Source organism: Stenomitos rutilans (assembly GCF_059505485.1).
In genome coordinates this window covers 1-15,098 of record NZ_JCACKR010000078.1, presented here as the reverse complement: position 1 = coordinate 15,098, position 15,098 = coordinate 1, and the positions used below count along the sequence as shown (strand labels likewise).

Below are 15,098 nucleotides of genomic sequence, written 5' to 3'. Positions count from 1 at the left end.
CGGCTTACGACTTATACGTTAATTGCTTCTCTAATCGCTGACTCCACGTAGAAAGGGGATAGCAAATAAGGAAATAGATCAGACCCGCGATCGAAAACACCAGCAGCGAATTCAACGTCACGTTGTTAATCTCGGCAGCAACGCGTGAGATTTCCGAAAAGCCAATCACCGATGCTAATGACGTACCTTTAATGACCTGAACTAAAAAGCCAACGGTGGGGGCGATCGACAGCTTCAACGCTTGAGGCAAAATGATGAGCCGAAGCTGTTGAAAGTACCCAAACCCCATTGCAGACCCGGCTTCCCACTGACCTTTGGGGATGGCTTCTACTGAACCACGCCAGATGTCGGCTAGAAACGAACTGGTGAAGGCAGTAAGGGCGATTGTGGCGGCAACCAATGGTGAGAAATTAATCCCAAAAACAACGGAAACACCAAAAAAGGCAAGGAATAGTTGTAGCAGCAAGGGCGTTCCCTGAAAAAATTCGATATAGATTAAGCTCAAGCCTCGAATCCATTTATTAGGATAAATCCGCATCAGCATGAGCAAGAATCCAACAACACCGCCGACTACAAACGCAATGAGGGAAAGGATAATCGTCCATTTCGCCGCAATGATCAAATTAAGGGCGATCTGCGGTACGGTGAATCCATTCATTTTATTTACCAGCTAACTTAATATCCAGCTATAACCATCGGTTTCACTAACGTCGATACTTCGCAAACTCAAAGAACCGTCGTTCAATGAAATAAGACATCCCTTTGATAATCCAGACGATCGCCAAATAAATGAGCGAGATAGCGAAATAAATTTCAAAGCTACGGAAGCTGCGCGCATTGAGAAAATCACCCACAAAGGTCAAGTCTTCCGTTGCAATTTGCGAGACAACGCTGGTAAATAACACGGCTAAAATCACCTGACCAATCAAGGCAGGATAGATATTTGATAACGCGGGTAGAAGAATAATGTGGCGAAAAATTGACAAAGGCTTAAAGCCTAGAGCCATTCCGGCTTCTACTTGACCTTTAGCAATACTTTCTACTCCAGCCCGCACGATTTCAGTAGAATAGGCACCAAAATTAACTGCTAATGACAGAATGGCTGCCTGTTCAGCAGTGAGTTTGATGCCTAAATTTGGCATTCCGAAAAAGATAAAAAAGAGCTGGATGAGATAGGGCGTATTCCGAATGACTTCGACATAGGCTAACGCGATCGCGTCCAGGATTTTGTTGCCAGAGGTGCGACAAATCGCGCCAATAATGCCAATGATTAGGCCAACGGCGATCGCCAGCAACGAGATTCTAAATGTTGTCAATGCGCCTGCGAACAGTAGCGCCAGATTATCCCAAACAATTGAAAACTGAAACTGATAACCCATATACACCTACCGGGCAGAGCCTGACTGTACACATCCCTCTACGGCACTGGCTAAATTCGCCTACAGCAGTCCTGAGCATCCATGTAATGAAAAGACTTTGAAGCACTCCAAATAAATCTCTCATGATCCAGATTCGGATCACGATCTCTGCAACAGCAATGCATATGGTATACAGTGGCTATCAAACCCGTTTTGTCACTTGCAGCACATTCCCTGCAAATGAATGAATTGAAGCATTAGACTTCTATATCGAACGTCATTAGCTTGAGATGATCGGGGTTGGAAATAATTTCTTTGGCTAATAGATAGCCTGTAATCGTCCAGGTTTGGTATTTGCGAGATTCTTTCCCAATCAAACGTCCGTCGGGGCCATCGTAGTATTCAGGCCACTGATCCTGTATTAAGCGGCGTTCTGCAACGGCGATCGCGTGGTGTGCCAGTTCGCCACGATTCATTTTTTTAGCGGCTGCGGCTAGCATCCATAGCAAAACAGGCCAGCTACCGCCGTTGTGGTACGACCAGGGGCGATTTTTGGGATCGGCTCCAGTGACAATGCGCCAATCATTATCTTCCAAGGCGGGATAACACAACTTCATCGGCATGTGGCCGATCAAGTCCTTCCAGCGCAGCTCAATCAGATTCAGGATCTTATGGGATTGCCGCTCTGTGGTGAGTGCTGCAATCACTGCCATCAAGTTACCCAAAGAGAAGAAGCGACAATCTAGTTGTGATGGTCCCAAATTACCTGCCAGGTAGCCGCCTGCTTCGGGTACCCATTTGGCTAAGCGGTAAAACGGAATGGAATCCGAATAAATATTGAACTGGTTCAGGGCTTCTTCGCCGTACTCTTCGACCTGATAGCGGTAAATAACATTTAAGCGTTCTGGATCGAGCCAGTAATCTTCGCGGAGTTGTTTCAGCAAGAGGGGAAGGCGGTTGCAAACGGCTTGAATGACAACCTGGTTGGTGGGATTAGGTACCAACAGTTCTAAACTGGCACGCAGTGCCGCATAGAAGAGGGATTGAATGTCAAGTGGGTGCCCGTAAAGCCCCATGCGGCGATCGATCATGCTGGCTCCATCAGGCACCAATACCATCGGGTACATATCAAACCGCGTTACCAGGCAAAGTTCGAGACTAACGCGAATGCCTTCCTGAAAATCAGCACGCTGCACCAGCTCAAAATCTTGCGTTGCAATGACATACGCGCGTAAGAGAATGATCCACCAGAGACACGCATCGGCAGGCGCGACTCGACCGATCGCGTGATTGCCAAAGTCCGCCTTGAGATATTCTTGCCCGTTCAACAACACAATTTTGAAACTTGCTGGCATTAGCCCACGGCTGGGTTTAGAGCAATCAAGCTGACCCGTTTTGGGCTGTAGCTGGAGAGTTGCTTCCAAAAAATTACGCACAATCTCCGGTTTGCCTTTGATGAGAAACAGCAAACCTGACGAAATAAAATCGCGCACAAAGCACTGGTCGTAGTTTAGTGACGCAAGATCTGGGTCACTAGCGGCGATCGTGCCCACTGGTTGACCTTGATAATAGATAACGGACTTTTCAAGGGCTTCCCACGCTTGTTCGACAATCGTCTGCTCGCTCAATCCCTGGTTCCTCTGATGACGACTATGATCAATATAGAGTGCATCCCTCAGCGATCGCTGCTGCTAATGGTGCAATCTCAGTCAAAATTGTGACAGTCTGCTTGATCGTTAGGCTGTTGCACTTAAAAAAGCTGCACATTAGAGTTTGGCTTCATCCGTCGCCGCCTTTGAGCCATGTGTAGCTATTATTGAGAGCTTTTCCAGGAACTACCTTTATGAAACCGAATGCTTCTGTGCTGGCTGTGGCAGGTGCCTTTTCGTTAGCAGCACTTGCTGGACTAGCCGTTGCGTGTTCCCAGTCTTCTGTAACCGAGCCATCGGGAGCATCACCCAGCGCAGCGCCGATTGCATCCCCCGCCAATCGGCCGTCTCCTAACCCTTCTCCTGCCGCTTCTACCCCGACGACGACACAAAAGCAACCCACTGAGGCTGCCCCCAACTCAGCGCCTACCGCAAATCGCACCGTTGAGTCATGCGTGGTAAAGATGGCTTTAGTGAATGACCCAAAGCCACCGCTTAATGTCCGTTCGACCCCCACAACTGATGGTGAGAACGTTGTCGGTCAATTGAAAAACAATACCCTTGTCACTGTCGCAGACGATCAAAACGGCTGGCTTCAGATTAAATCACCGCTCAAGGGCTGGATCTTTAAGGCACAAACCGTCAATAGCTGCAACGAGAAAGTGGAACGCCTCAGCCTGAGTGCTGATGGAGCCACGCTGCCGATCGCTGATCGCTTTGTTGGTACGGGCAGCCATCGCTACGTTTTTCCTGCCACGAAGGGGCAAACATTGACCATCACCCACGATCGAGGCCCTTTCCCCATGCTCATTGCTCCCGATGGAACCGTTCTGCTAGCACATGAGAAAGACGAAAAGCGAACCGACTGGAGCGGCACAATTGAGCAAACGGGCGATTACACCCTTCAGCTAGAGTCAAACTTTAGGGGATATCGCTACGGGTTTTCGATGCAGGTGAAGTAGGGGATCGGAAGCAGCGAGGGACGCTAGGGAAGCAGGGGAGTTTTGCATTCTCAACGGTTGCCAGTGAGCAGTGTATGTAATGCCTCCCTTCACCCCTGATACTGAATCCGATAAATGCGTCCGTTCGCCTCTTCCGTTACCAGGAGACTCCCATCGGGAAGGGTGAGTAACCCGACGGGTCTGCCCCACGTATCGGGGCCAGATGGATTGACCAGAAAGCCCGTGAAAAAGTCTTCGTAATAGCCTTGGGGTCGTCCATCGGCTGTAAACGGCACATAAACAACCTTATAGCCAGTGCCCCGATCGCGGTTCCAGGAACCTCGGAAGGCGACAAAGGCTCCGTTGCGATACTTAGCCGGAAAGGTTTGCCCCGTGTAGAACTGTACACCTAAAGCCGCTGAGTGCGCTTGAAAGAGAACATCTGGCGTGCGCGTTTGAGCGGCTAAATCAGGGCGAATGCTGCGCCCATTTTGAATATGGGTGGGATCGAGGCGATCGGGCGTCATATAGGCGTAAGGCCAGCCGTAAAACTGCCCTGCCTGAATGCGTGTGAAATAGTCTGGTACCAAGTCATCACCCAAGCCATCACGTTCATTGACGGTGGCATACAAGTCGCGGGTAGTGGGATGGAAGGCTAACCCGACGGGATTTCGCAGACCAGATGCAAAGGTTTGACGGTCGGAGCCATCCAGGTTCATGATCTGCACAGATGCACGCGGTAGGGGTTCTTCGTCAGCATTTGACTGAGAGCCGATCGAGACGTAAAGTTTGGTGCGATCGGGCGAGACGAGTACATTCCTCGTCCAGTGCTGGTTGTAACCACCACCTGGGAGATCGGTAATTTTGGTGCCAACCCCCGTCAATTGCTCCTGTCCTTTTTGATAGGGAAAGCGCAAAACAGCAGCCGTATTGCCCAAGAAAAAAGCATCATGGCTAAACGACATCCCAAAGGGGATGTTTAAGCCGTTTTGCGACGTTGCAAACGTTTTTTTGACTTCAGCAACGCCGTCTTGATTAGCATCACGCAAAAGTTGGATGCGGTTCTGGCGAGTTTCCGTCACCAGCACATCGCCTGTAGGAGTGAGCGCCAACCAGCGGGGACGATCCAATCCTTCCGCAAAGACGCTGACCACAAAGCCAGCGGGAACCTTCAACGTTGGCGTTGACGGAATCGGAATGACATTCGGCGATTTGGAAGCGCTGTTGCTGGCATACGGCTTTGGCAAACTCGCAGGCGTGATTTTAATGGGCTGGGGCGACAGTGCTTGCGTTTGAATCAAGCTTGCAGGTGCAGGGGCTGCTTTGGCGTTATCTGGTGTAGCAGATGGAGCTGAACTGGCAGATGATGCGGGTGCTACAGTTGGTGCCGCTCTGGATGTGTCGGCCGTCTGGCAAGCGACCAGAAGAAGACCCAGTGGTGCTAGAAGGGATAAACGGTGCATGGCAGACTGTGGGCAACGACTGCCTATCACGCTAGCGGATCTTGCTAGCGATTGGCATAGTGCCCAAGAGAGATTCTTTCTCTTAAGTCGAAAGGGCACCGACTAGCGATGCCCTCTGGTGAACTGTTACAGCGGTTGTTGATTAACCAAGCCACAGCCCTTTAAGGACGGGTGTGTGGTTTAGAGTGTTGAGTGCGGTGAATGCAACTGAAAATGGCTGTCAGTGTTACCGCCGTTTTGCTGGCCTTACTTAAGGCTTGCTTCGATTGTCCAGTACCTGCTGGACGGCTGGGCTTGGGGTATAGCCGTAGCCGAAGGTCGCTTGCTGCCCATCATCCAAAATGCGAGGGGTGACGATGACAATCACTTCTTGTCGTGTATTGGTGCGGTTTGTTCTGCGGAACAGCGCCCCTAAGATGGGGATATCACCCAGAATTGGCACTTTTGTCACCGTTGCTCGATCTTGATCTTGAATAATGCCTGTAAGCAGGAGGGTTTGTCCATCACGCAGACGTACCTGCCCAGATTCAAGACGGCGCTCGGTCAGCAGGTTAATCGTGTTGACGCTACCCTGAACGTTTACGTCTTGTGTGCCACCGATGCGTGAAACGGAGGGAGCAACTGACAGCGAAATGAAGCCATTATCGTCAATGCGATCGACTTTAATAGGCAGAATCAAGCCAGCCCGTCCTTTTTCAACCGTAATGGTCGTTTGAGTAGAGTTCGTGGAAGCGGTCGTTTGCTGAGTCAGGTTTGTGACCACTTCCTGGGTGACGTTGACAGTTGCCGTTTGTCCTTCTTGTACCAGCAGCGTGGGGTCAGTCAAAATTTTGGCATTGCCGCTGGTAATGGATGCCTGCAATTGGAGCAGGAAGTTCCTGGCAAAACTGAAGGCTCCCCCAGTGCTGGCACCTAACGCTGAACCAATCGTGCTTAGTCCGCTGCCAAGGCCAGTCGAGGCCGGCCCAGTGCGACCAAAGTTAATGACAGCCGTCCCGGCATCCAATACCGCGCGGGTGTTGTCTACAATCCCAAAGGATGAGTTGGCGGAGAATTGATCAATGCTCTGGAGATCGACATCCACAACCCGCACATTGACGGTGACTTGGCGACGACGGATATCGAGCTGAGCTAACTGAGCGATCGCAATGCCCACTTTCTTCGGTTCACCGACGAGTGTGACCTGGTTGGTGCGCTCATCCCCAGAAATTTGCAAACCGCGCAACAGCGGTGTGGAGTCTAGATAGTTGACGCGTTGGTTTTCAATGCGAGATTCGGTGGCAGTTTGCGTCTGCGTAATGGCTGAACCTGTGCCACCTGCTAACTGTCCAACTGGCACTGCTGTCGCGTTGGTCACGAGACGATCGCGGCTCACAGCACTTTCAGCACCCAGCGTCACCAAAAAGTTAATAGCACTGGTAATGGATGCCTGATTCAAACGGACACTTCGCACCACCAGATTACGGGCCGAGTTAGGGAGCTTTGGGCCAACAAAGACGGTACGACCCACCCGGTTGGCCTCTAAGCCAGTAATTTGCAGGACATAGTTAAACACATTCTGCACAGGCTCATTTTCAATATCGAGCGTGACTCTGGGGCCATCGCTGCTGGCAGCCTGACCTGCTTGTGCTGGCTGACCTGCTGCTTGCCCTCCCTGCCCTTGTGCGAGCAGATCACTCACAAAGGCAAGGTTAAGCCCTGCTGCTCGTGTTAACAATCCCAACACTTCTCGTGCTGGGGCATCGCGTAAGACCAGACGGGGCACTCGCTCTGCCGAACCCAAGTCGATCGTGGTACCGCTAGCATCCACCTGCGCCGTCGAAATATCGCCTACTGGAGGCGGCACGGCTCGTGGAGAGACGCCTTGCACACCGGGGGGGACAGGTAGACCACCTGGTCCTTGAATTTGGATTTCTGGATTTGGCAGTAAGGGAGCCGTTTGATTGGTGGGAACAGAGGGCTGTCTTGCAGGGGTTGTTGCTGGACTGGTTGGCGCAGGGGAGGGGCTGACGGATGGAGCGGGCTGGGGCGTTTGAGCCAACGTCAACGGTTTTTCTGGCAGCGGCACGGCGATCGGTGCCACTCTAGGCGCTGTAGAAGCCGCTGGTGGAGATGGAGGCTGGGCAATCATTGAGAGCGATCGAGCAGGAGATGCCAGTGCTGCCACCGAGGCTGGAGCCGCTGCTTGCTTGGTGCCAAACGGACTCACGCTCAGCTTTACTCCGCCTTGCTCTGGTCGAAGCACCTGACCAACAGGAGCTCCGGCCTTGCCCACAACCGTCACTCGCACACTGGTTGCATCCAGCGGCGCAACTGTCACTAGCGCAATGCCTGGAGCTGGATTCTCTTTACGAAAGGGCTTACCACCGGGCAGGCGAAGCTGGCTGCTGGGAAGATCTGCCGTCCAACTGTTACCGCGATTGACGGCAAACACCTGGGGTCGCCCACCCGACTGTGTTTGCAGCATGACATCAACGCCCGACGACGTTTGATTTAACTGTACTCCTGTCACCTGGTTAGGTGCGGCTAGCGTCGGCTGGACTGCCATGAGTACGGCTACCCCACCCAGCATGATGCTATTCAATCCTAGACACTGTTTCACAATTCCTTCCTCACTCAAATCGTTAGATTACTGCTCAAAGGCTGGGTTTAGGGGCATGTCCGCAACGCCATACGCGGGACACAGACGGACTGCACTATTTCGCTGGGGGCGTAGCAGCTTTAGCTTCTTCAGGCGTTAGGGGCGATAAGGCTTCTAGCTTGAATGATGTGGTTAATTTGGGTTCAGGCTGGCAGTTTGCCAAGAACTGAATCGTACTGCCTCGAGTTTCAAACAAGCGAGTGTTGCTGGCTGTGGTTTGAGTCCCGTCTCCAATGACGATTTTTACGTCCTTAAAGACCAGAAACGGCTGTAGACGCTCGATGTTGCGGAAAATCGCTTGCGTCTGATTCACATTGCCTTCAAAATTGACGGTAGCAACCTGACGTTTCAACTTGTTGTTAACCAGTGAGCCATAAGCATTGTCCGTAATCACACCAGAGGCTTTGGCATCGGGTGTAAAATCTTTCAACGCAGCTTTGCGCGCCAATTCAACGCCACCTTTACGCAGTTCCTCGGCATTGTTGCGAACCCATGCAGGACAAGCAGCCAAACGCTGTTGCTCCAGTCTGGCAACGCCTGCATTGCGTGTTTCAATCTGGCGATTGAGATCAAGCAGCAGCGTATTGAGAGTTGATTCATTAGAGAAGAGATTTAATACCTCTGAGCGTTGCTTTTTAGCGGCTTCAAGGTTGGCATTGGCATCGGCAATTTGCTTGGCGATCGCGGCTGCCTGCTGTACCTGCTCTTCTTTGGTTTGCACCTTTTGCTTCAGGTCGTTGTACTTCTCCAGGGCGGGCTGTACCAGGCTGAGAAACAGGTATGTTGCAAGCGCAATCCCACCCACTGCCAGCAAAATACCCAGAATGGTTGGAGTCAGCGCGATCCCAAAAACAACTGGATAGCTTGGTTCTGCATCCAGAGTCGGATCATTGGGAAGAAAATCACCGCCAGCGGTCATGGTTGAATTACTCCCTTACGTTGCAAATCTTCAATGCGGGTGACCAGTCCCACAGCCCCTTTGCGGTCAAGTTCGCGTAGCAAATCAGAGGCGGGTACATCACTTAACGCCGTTTCAATCTGAAATTCCACTTGCTTGGGCAACTGGGGCAGTCGATCGGCGGGTAGCCCCTGCTGTTGAGTGTTTTGTAGCCTCACTGGCTCGATTTTGGCGGCTTCTTTTTGAAGGGTAGCTTTGACCAATTTGGTATTTTCTGCTTTCAAAAAGTTTGATTTTTGCAGCACCAGCAGAAAGTCGTTGACATCATTAAAAGAATTGGCAAGACCCGTAATTTGCAAAACGGAGGCGGGTGGGGGCACGGCTGGCGCGGCGGCGCCTGGTGCGGGACTGGGAGGAGGAGCCGCTGCTTGAGTACTTTGAGTCGATTGGGTGATGCTTAAAAGCTGAACCCCTGGAGGAATGCGATCGCGCATTTCTTGCATCATGGCAGACCAGGGTTTGACCAGATTAAACACCCCAGCTAACGCCCCCGTTTCATCCTTGATTTGCTTGGTTTGACCGTTGATGTCTGCAATCTGCTTTTGTTTGGTGGTTAAATCACCAAGCTGAGTGTCAAGCTCTGACTGCCGCTGCTCCAGACTGGCATTCTGAGCTTGCAGGAATAGCAATGAGCCAACGGCTGCACCGATTAAACCCACTGCCACCGCAGCACCAATAAACAACGGTCGCTTACTATCGGTTGCTACTACCGTGCGGGTCTTTTGACGTGCGCCTTCCGGTCTGTATTCTGGCCGATCGTTGAGAAAATTGATATCTAGACTGTACATCTTAGCGAGCCTCCCGTAATCCTAAGCCCAGCACCACTCCTAACCCCGGTCGTTGTGCTTGCGGCACATCTTGCGTGACTTCTAACCCCAGTGCCGAGATCGGATCAATCTGACTGCTGGGCAGGCTAAGACGCTGTGTGAAGAACTCGTCTAACTGCCCGATCGAACCACCAGGGCCAGCCAGCAACAGTTGAGCTACTTCCAGGTTGTCGCCCTGATTGAGGTAGAAGTCAATCGACCGCCGTAGCTCATCTGCTAGTTCACCAATAATTCGCAGCATGGCCGTTGCACCGGGATTGCTGCCCCCCATCTTGCCTGCACTCATCCCGTCAGAAGGATTGACGGGAATCGTCATACTCTGAAGCAGTTCGGTACTCCGTGAAGGAGGAAGATTCATCGCCCGCGACAGCCCACTTTGAATTTGATAGGTGCCGATCGGGACGGTACGCGAAAACTGAGGCACGCCATCGACCGCGATCGAAATCTCCGTGCTTTCAAACTCAATATCGACGATCGCAACCGCTTCTTGCGGCGAAAACTGCCGTAATTGCTCTCGGATGGTACGAATGAGCGAGAAGCTACTGATTTCGAGGACGTCGATCTGCAAACCTGCTTGCTGAAAGGTACGAACGTAGGAATCGGTAATTTCTTTGCGCGTTGCTACCAACAAAACCTGAAACTTCTCGATGCCGTCCTCGTCAACAAATAGCCCTAATTTTTGATAGTCAACGTCTGCCTCTTCACGAGGAAATGGCAGATAAAGACCAGCCTCCTGATTGAGCACCATCTCCCTCAGTTCCTGGTCGTTTAGCTCTGCTGGAATGGGAATAATTCGAGTCACCGTGTCTCGCCCACCCGCTACCGCAGTAGCAACCCGTTTGACTTTAAGCTTATTTTCAGCCAGGGTTGACTGAATGAGCTCAGCCATTCCCGCAATATCCGTTATTTGTCCTTCATGAAATAGACCCTCTGGCACTGGCACTGTTGCCAACGTTACCAGCTTAAACCCCTGACCTTGCTTACGTAGCTGTGCAACGCTGATCCGATCGGGAGCTAACTCGATACCAATGCCCTTAGGCTTTCCAGGAAGCAGATTTTTTAGAGAGTTAACCACAATGCTGTCTACTCACTTAAACAGTTGAAGACGGGTTTATTGACACGGATCGAGTAAGGTCTACATGCCAGAACATAATACCCAATTGAGCCTAGATCTAGCACTTATCGCCAAGAATACGAATCTTAAACAGTATCATTGACTGTAGCTTTTTGACAAAGAAAAACAATCAAAGGTTTATACAGAGTTGCAACGCTCTAAAGCTAAAAACGTTTGCGTTAAACAATCACTTTTTTAACGATCGATCGCATCCTTAGTCACAGGCTAGCAGACAATGATTCATTGCACTTACACTGTGGTAATCGAGGCCGCGATCGTCAGAAAAAAGACTCTCCCTTCGTAGCGTTCTTACTTACTCACCAGCGATGTTACACATAATTTGAAGAGTTGATCAAAAAATTTTGGAAAATGATGAAAAAGTTGGAGCGTGGGAAACAGATAGGAAGTAGAGGGCAGGAGGTAGAAGGTAGAAGGCAAGAGGCGGCAGGCTAAAGGTGGCCTCCGACCCCTGACCCCTAACCCTCGACCGCTGACCGCTAAGCCAACTCAAAACTTCCCCTGCTCCCTAGTCTCCCCTGCTCTCCTCACTCCTCCCCTCCATGCTTGATCTCACAAAACTTGCGCAACAAATGCAGGGCATCAGCCAGCAGCTAACGATCGAAGCCAACGCCACACGTCAGCGCTTAGAACGGGCACAAACGCTGTTAGGGCAAGCCTATCGTTACCAGCAAGACCTGGTTGAGCAGCAGCAGACCTGGGGCGAGCGCCTCAGCTTTACGGCTGCTGCGCCCGTTGAGCCACTAAATCTTCGTGGCAGTATTCCGATTCCACCTGCTGCCCACACCGTTCTTGCGACCGATGGCTCCCAAATTGCACCCAGCCACCACGAAATTGCCTACTGCTATCTAATTAATGTTGGGCGCATTGTGCTGCACTACGGGCAAAATCGTCTACCGCTACTCGACAGCCTACCCGAAGTGTTCTATCGCCCCGAAGATCTCTATGTTTCTCGCCAGTGGGGCATTCGCACCGAAGAGTGGATGGGCTATCGGCGCACGGTATCGGAGGCGATCGTGCTGGCGGAGTTGGGGGAAGCAGTGAAGGCAGAAGGTAGAGAGCAGAAGGCAGAGGGGGCAGAGGGGGCAGGGGGAGCAGGGGGAGCAGAAGGGGCACGGAGGCAGGGGAACACGGGGACAAAAGTAACTCAAAACTCAAAACTCTCTAGCTTGTCGGCGCAAAGCGCTACTCAAAACTTCTCTCCTCCCTCCTCCCTCCTCCCTCCCTCCTCCCTCCTCCCTCCCTCCTCCCTCCTCCCTCCCTCCTCCTCCCCCGCTCTTGCAATGGTTGATGGCTCTCTCATTTACTGGTTTCTCGACTCGTTGCCGGGGGAAGCACGCGATCGTATCCTGCCGCCGATCCTCGAAGCGTGGGAGAAGCTACGTGCGGTGGGCATACCGCTAGTTGGCTATATCAGTGCTTCGCGGAGTGGGGAAGCGCTCAACTTTTTGCGGCTGCAAGCATGCCCTTATGACACACCGGATTGTGCCACGCATTGTTCTGGGCTGGGCGATCGCGAAGGCTTTCCACTCACCCATGCGCCCTGTCAGGTGTTGGAGCCGTTGAAAGATGCGGCACTGTGGGCGATCGAGCTACAGCCAGGGCAGAGAAGCCCTCTTTGGAAGAGTTCCGCTCGCATTCTCGACCTCTATGGTAATCATCACATCTACTTCTGCTACGTCCATGTCGGCACCGAAATTGCTCGCGTCGAGTTTCCTGCCTGGGTCATGGAAGATGCTAACTTGCTGGACACGGCGCTAAGTTTAACGTTGGCGCAGGTGCAGAAAGGCTACGGCTACCCCGTCGCGCTGGCGGAGGCGCATAATCAGGCTGTGGTGCGAGGGGGCGATCGCACCCGCTTTTTTGCCCTGCTCGAACAACAAATGATCCGTGCTGGCTTGCGAAACGTCGGCACTTCCTACAAAGAAGCCCGAAAGCGCGGCAGCATTGCTTGATTTAAGTCAGCTAACTTGAAATTTTCTTGACAATATTAACTCAAATGCTTTGGGAAAGCTGTACTTAGTTTAGTAAATCGGGTTGCAATCAGCTTATGGAAGGGGTTCCTGTAGGCATCGGGCTTACGTTTGTAATGATCATTCTTTTCGTCTGGCTAATTTCCAGTAGTGCTCCCCTTAAGTTATCTCTGATAGTGGCAGCAGGAACTGTAGGCAGTATATTCTGGTTGTTAGCTGGTGTCTTTAATTGGAACTGGGTCTTTGAAAAGGAAAACGTGCAGCCTGTAGTGAAGCGTCTTGGGAGAACGGGCGCAAAACTCCTCTTCTTTGTTGGAGGATTAGGCATGGCATGGGGGTGCAACTATATGATCAAAATTTTACTGATCATGGGCTTCTTATACAGAGCAAAGCATCACTGCACATCGGCTTGCTTACATCTCTAGGGGGAGTTTTTTGCCAGATTCATCTTCCAAGAATCTAACCAGTTTAAGATTGCTTCATTTACCTGTTCTGGGCATTCGTCGTGAGGGCAGTGCCCAGCATTTTCGAGTTCAATCAACTGCAAGTTGGGGTTGTACTCGCTATATTGACTGGGACGCGCAAACTGTTTGGGAATCATGCGATCGTTCTGTCCCCAAATGAGCAGCATGGGTACCGTGAGGGTAGGCAACACGGTTCTGATATGAGGACTATAGCGAGCATCAGTCACCGCTCTGAAAATGGCTGCAAAGGCTTGACCAGACCCCCGATCTTGGGATGGCCCTGCCAAAATGTCGATGAGTTCGTCGGTGATGGCATCAGGCTGAGCATAGGCGATCGCGGCCCAGGTTCGCACAACATTCGGTCGGCGCACCAGGGGAAACAACGCCTTCAGCAAAAGTGGTGAGAGAATCAAGCGTTTGAGACTGCCCACTAATGGACGCAACGGTTTCGGCAGTGCTTCTTCTTCCATCGACAGGTCAGGTAAGCTGATCATGACAATCCCTGCCACCATTTCAGGATGGGCAGCGGCAGCCGCCATACAGACCAGAGAACCGATTGAGTTGCCCACCAGCACTACAGGCGTTTGAATAAAGGTTTTCCAAAAGTCGTAAACTTGCTCTACCCAGAGGTCGGTTCGATAGGAGGCAACGGCTTTTTCAGATGCGCCAAAGCCCAACATATCCAGCGCATAAACGGTGTGGTGCTCTGCCAGGACTTCCAGGTTATGTCGCCAGTGCCCGATCGAGGCTCCAAACCCATGCAACAGAATCAGTGGTGTGGTACTCCTAGGTTGCGCAGCGCGAAGGTAGGTATAACGAGTCTGCCAACCGCGCCAAACCCAATCGCGCTGGTTGCCTACCCGATGTCGCCAGTGGAGAGATGTTGTCATCGCTTCAGGTTACAACTGCTTAGAAGAATGTTTCTTCATCTTAGTGTTTGATCGCGATCGCGCTCGACAACAAGCCTTCTATATCGTCAAGGCTGAAGCATGTTCTTAGCCCTTCAAGTCATGCTCTCTTCGCCATCGGCGCACTTTCGTTCGTCAGGATCAGGAATGGGTGAGCTAAACTTGGAGAAAGTCCGTAAATTCTGTGTTTACGCTGACGCGAACGATCGGGCATGTGCTGCATAGGCAGCTTTATTGGTAAGGTCAATCGGCAAGGTAACAGGTAGAAGGCGCTACGTTATGAAAGGTCCCTGGACACATGCACTGGTAAAACGACTACCCCGACGAGGCTCAACTGCAATGGGAGTAGCCACTGCGTTTTGGGTTGTCGCTCAAGGTCTGACGCTGAGTCTGCCTGCCAACGCTCAAACTGCTCGTGATCCTCTAAGCTACAGTGCGCTACTCACAGAAATCGACGCAGGCAAGGTCAACCGCATTGAAATTGATCCCACCCAGCGAGTGGCCCGTGTCACTCTGGAAGGGCAAAAGAAGGGCGATCCGCCCCGCGAAGTCGCACTGTTCGATAATTACGGCGAAATCACTAAAAAAGCGCTAGCCAACAAGGTCGATATTACAGTGCAGCCGACGCAAGATAACAGCGCCATGATGGGAATCTTGGCAAACCTGCTGCTGTTTTTCTTGCTGATTGGTGGCTTGCTGATGATCTTGCGCCGCTCCAGCAATGCGCCCGGTGGCCCAGGTCAAGCGATGAGCTTTGGCAAATCACGCGCCCGCTTTCAAATGG

11 protein-coding genes and 1 pseudogene are annotated in these 15,098 nt (G+C 51.7%); 3 read left to right on the top strand and 9 right to left on the bottom strand.

The genetic code is table 11. The features are described from left to right. Positions 1-4 precede the first annotated feature (4 nt). The 3 genes from AC5JLP_RS14020 to AC5JLP_RS14010 all read right to left on the bottom strand — a co-directional run bounded on the left by AC5JLP_RS14020 (position 5) and on the right by AC5JLP_RS14010 (position 2,986). Positions 5-658: an amino acid ABC transporter permease gene (locus AC5JLP_RS14020; protein ID WP_496068536.1), complete on the bottom strand. Its 654-nt coding sequence runs from the start codon at positions 656-658 to the stop codon at positions 5-7. Between the two features lie 46 nt (positions 659-704). After that, on the bottom strand, positions 705-1,379 hold the full coding sequence (locus AC5JLP_RS14015) for an amino acid ABC transporter permease (RefSeq protein WP_496068535.1): 675 nt from the start codon (positions 1,377-1,379) through the stop codon (positions 705-707). A 236-nt stretch (positions 1,380-1,615) separates the two neighbouring features. After that, positions 1,616-2,986, bottom strand: a complete 1,371-nt coding sequence (locus tag AC5JLP_RS14010) for a glycoside hydrolase 100 family protein (protein ID WP_496068534.1) — start codon at positions 2,984-2,986, stop codon at positions 1,616-1,618. A gap of 215 nt (positions 2,987-3,201) precedes the next feature. On the opposite strand from AC5JLP_RS14010, the gene AC5JLP_RS14005 reads away from it, so the two are divergent. Beyond that, positions 3,202-3,969: an SH3 domain-containing protein gene (locus AC5JLP_RS14005; RefSeq protein ID WP_496068533.1), complete on the top strand. Its 768-nt coding sequence runs from the start codon at positions 3,202-3,204 to the stop codon at positions 3,967-3,969. An 89-nt stretch (positions 3,970-4,058) separates the two neighbouring features. Here the strand turns inward: AC5JLP_RS14005 and AC5JLP_RS14000 are convergent, their stop codons facing one another. From AC5JLP_RS14000 to pilM, 5 genes are all read right to left on the bottom strand, one after another. Then, the gene (locus AC5JLP_RS14000; RefSeq protein WP_496068532.1) at positions 4,059-5,411 is read right to left on the bottom strand and encodes a PQQ-dependent sugar dehydrogenase; all 1,353 of its coding nucleotides are present in this window, start codon (positions 5,409-5,411) and stop codon (positions 4,059-4,061) included. Between the two features lie 250 nt (positions 5,412-5,661). Then, the gene (locus AC5JLP_RS13995; RefSeq protein WP_496068531.1) at positions 5,662-8,013 is read right to left on the bottom strand and encodes a secretin GspD/PilQ domain-containing protein; all 2,352 of its coding nucleotides are present in this window, start codon (positions 8,011-8,013) and stop codon (positions 5,662-5,664) included. Between the two features lie 94 nt (positions 8,014-8,107). Then, positions 8,108-8,971 carry a hypothetical protein gene (locus tag AC5JLP_RS13990; RefSeq protein ID WP_496068530.1) on the bottom strand — a complete coding sequence of 288 codons (864 nt, stop codon included), beginning with the start codon at positions 8,969-8,971 and terminating at the stop codon, positions 8,108-8,110. Continuing rightward, positions 8,968-9,798, bottom strand: coding sequence for a PilN domain-containing protein (locus tag AC5JLP_RS13985; protein WP_496068529.1), 831 nt, complete (start codon positions 9,796-9,798; stop codon positions 8,968-8,970). Before AC5JLP_RS13985 ends, AC5JLP_RS13990 begins: the two co-directional genes overlap by 4 nt. Position 9,799: 1 nt before the next feature. Beyond that, a complete protein-coding gene (gene pilM, locus AC5JLP_RS13980) occupies positions 9,800-10,912 on the bottom strand; it encodes a type IV pilus assembly protein PilM (RefSeq protein WP_496068528.1) in 1,113 nt (370 codons plus the stop codon). A 599-nt stretch (positions 10,913-11,511) separates the two neighbouring features. On the opposite strand from pilM, the gene AC5JLP_RS13975 reads away from it, so the two are divergent. Beyond that, positions 11,512-12,924 (top strand): DNA double-strand break repair nuclease NurA, encoded by a 1,413-nt coding sequence (locus AC5JLP_RS13975; protein WP_496068527.1) that lies wholly within the window; start codon positions 11,512-11,514, stop codon positions 12,922-12,924. A gap of 439 nt (positions 12,925-13,363) precedes the next feature. Here AC5JLP_RS13975 and AC5JLP_RS13970 read toward each other — a convergent pair whose 3' ends face one another. Beyond that, complete coding sequence (locus AC5JLP_RS13970) at positions 13,364-14,296, bottom strand: alpha/beta fold hydrolase (protein ID WP_496068526.1); 933 nt, start codon at positions 14,294-14,296, stop codon at positions 13,364-13,366. Between the two features lie 297 nt (positions 14,297-14,593). Between AC5JLP_RS13970 and AC5JLP_RS13965 the strand changes: the two are divergent. Next, positions 14,594-15,098, top strand: a pseudogene (locus tag AC5JLP_RS13965) (cell division protein FtsH); the annotation flags it as partial.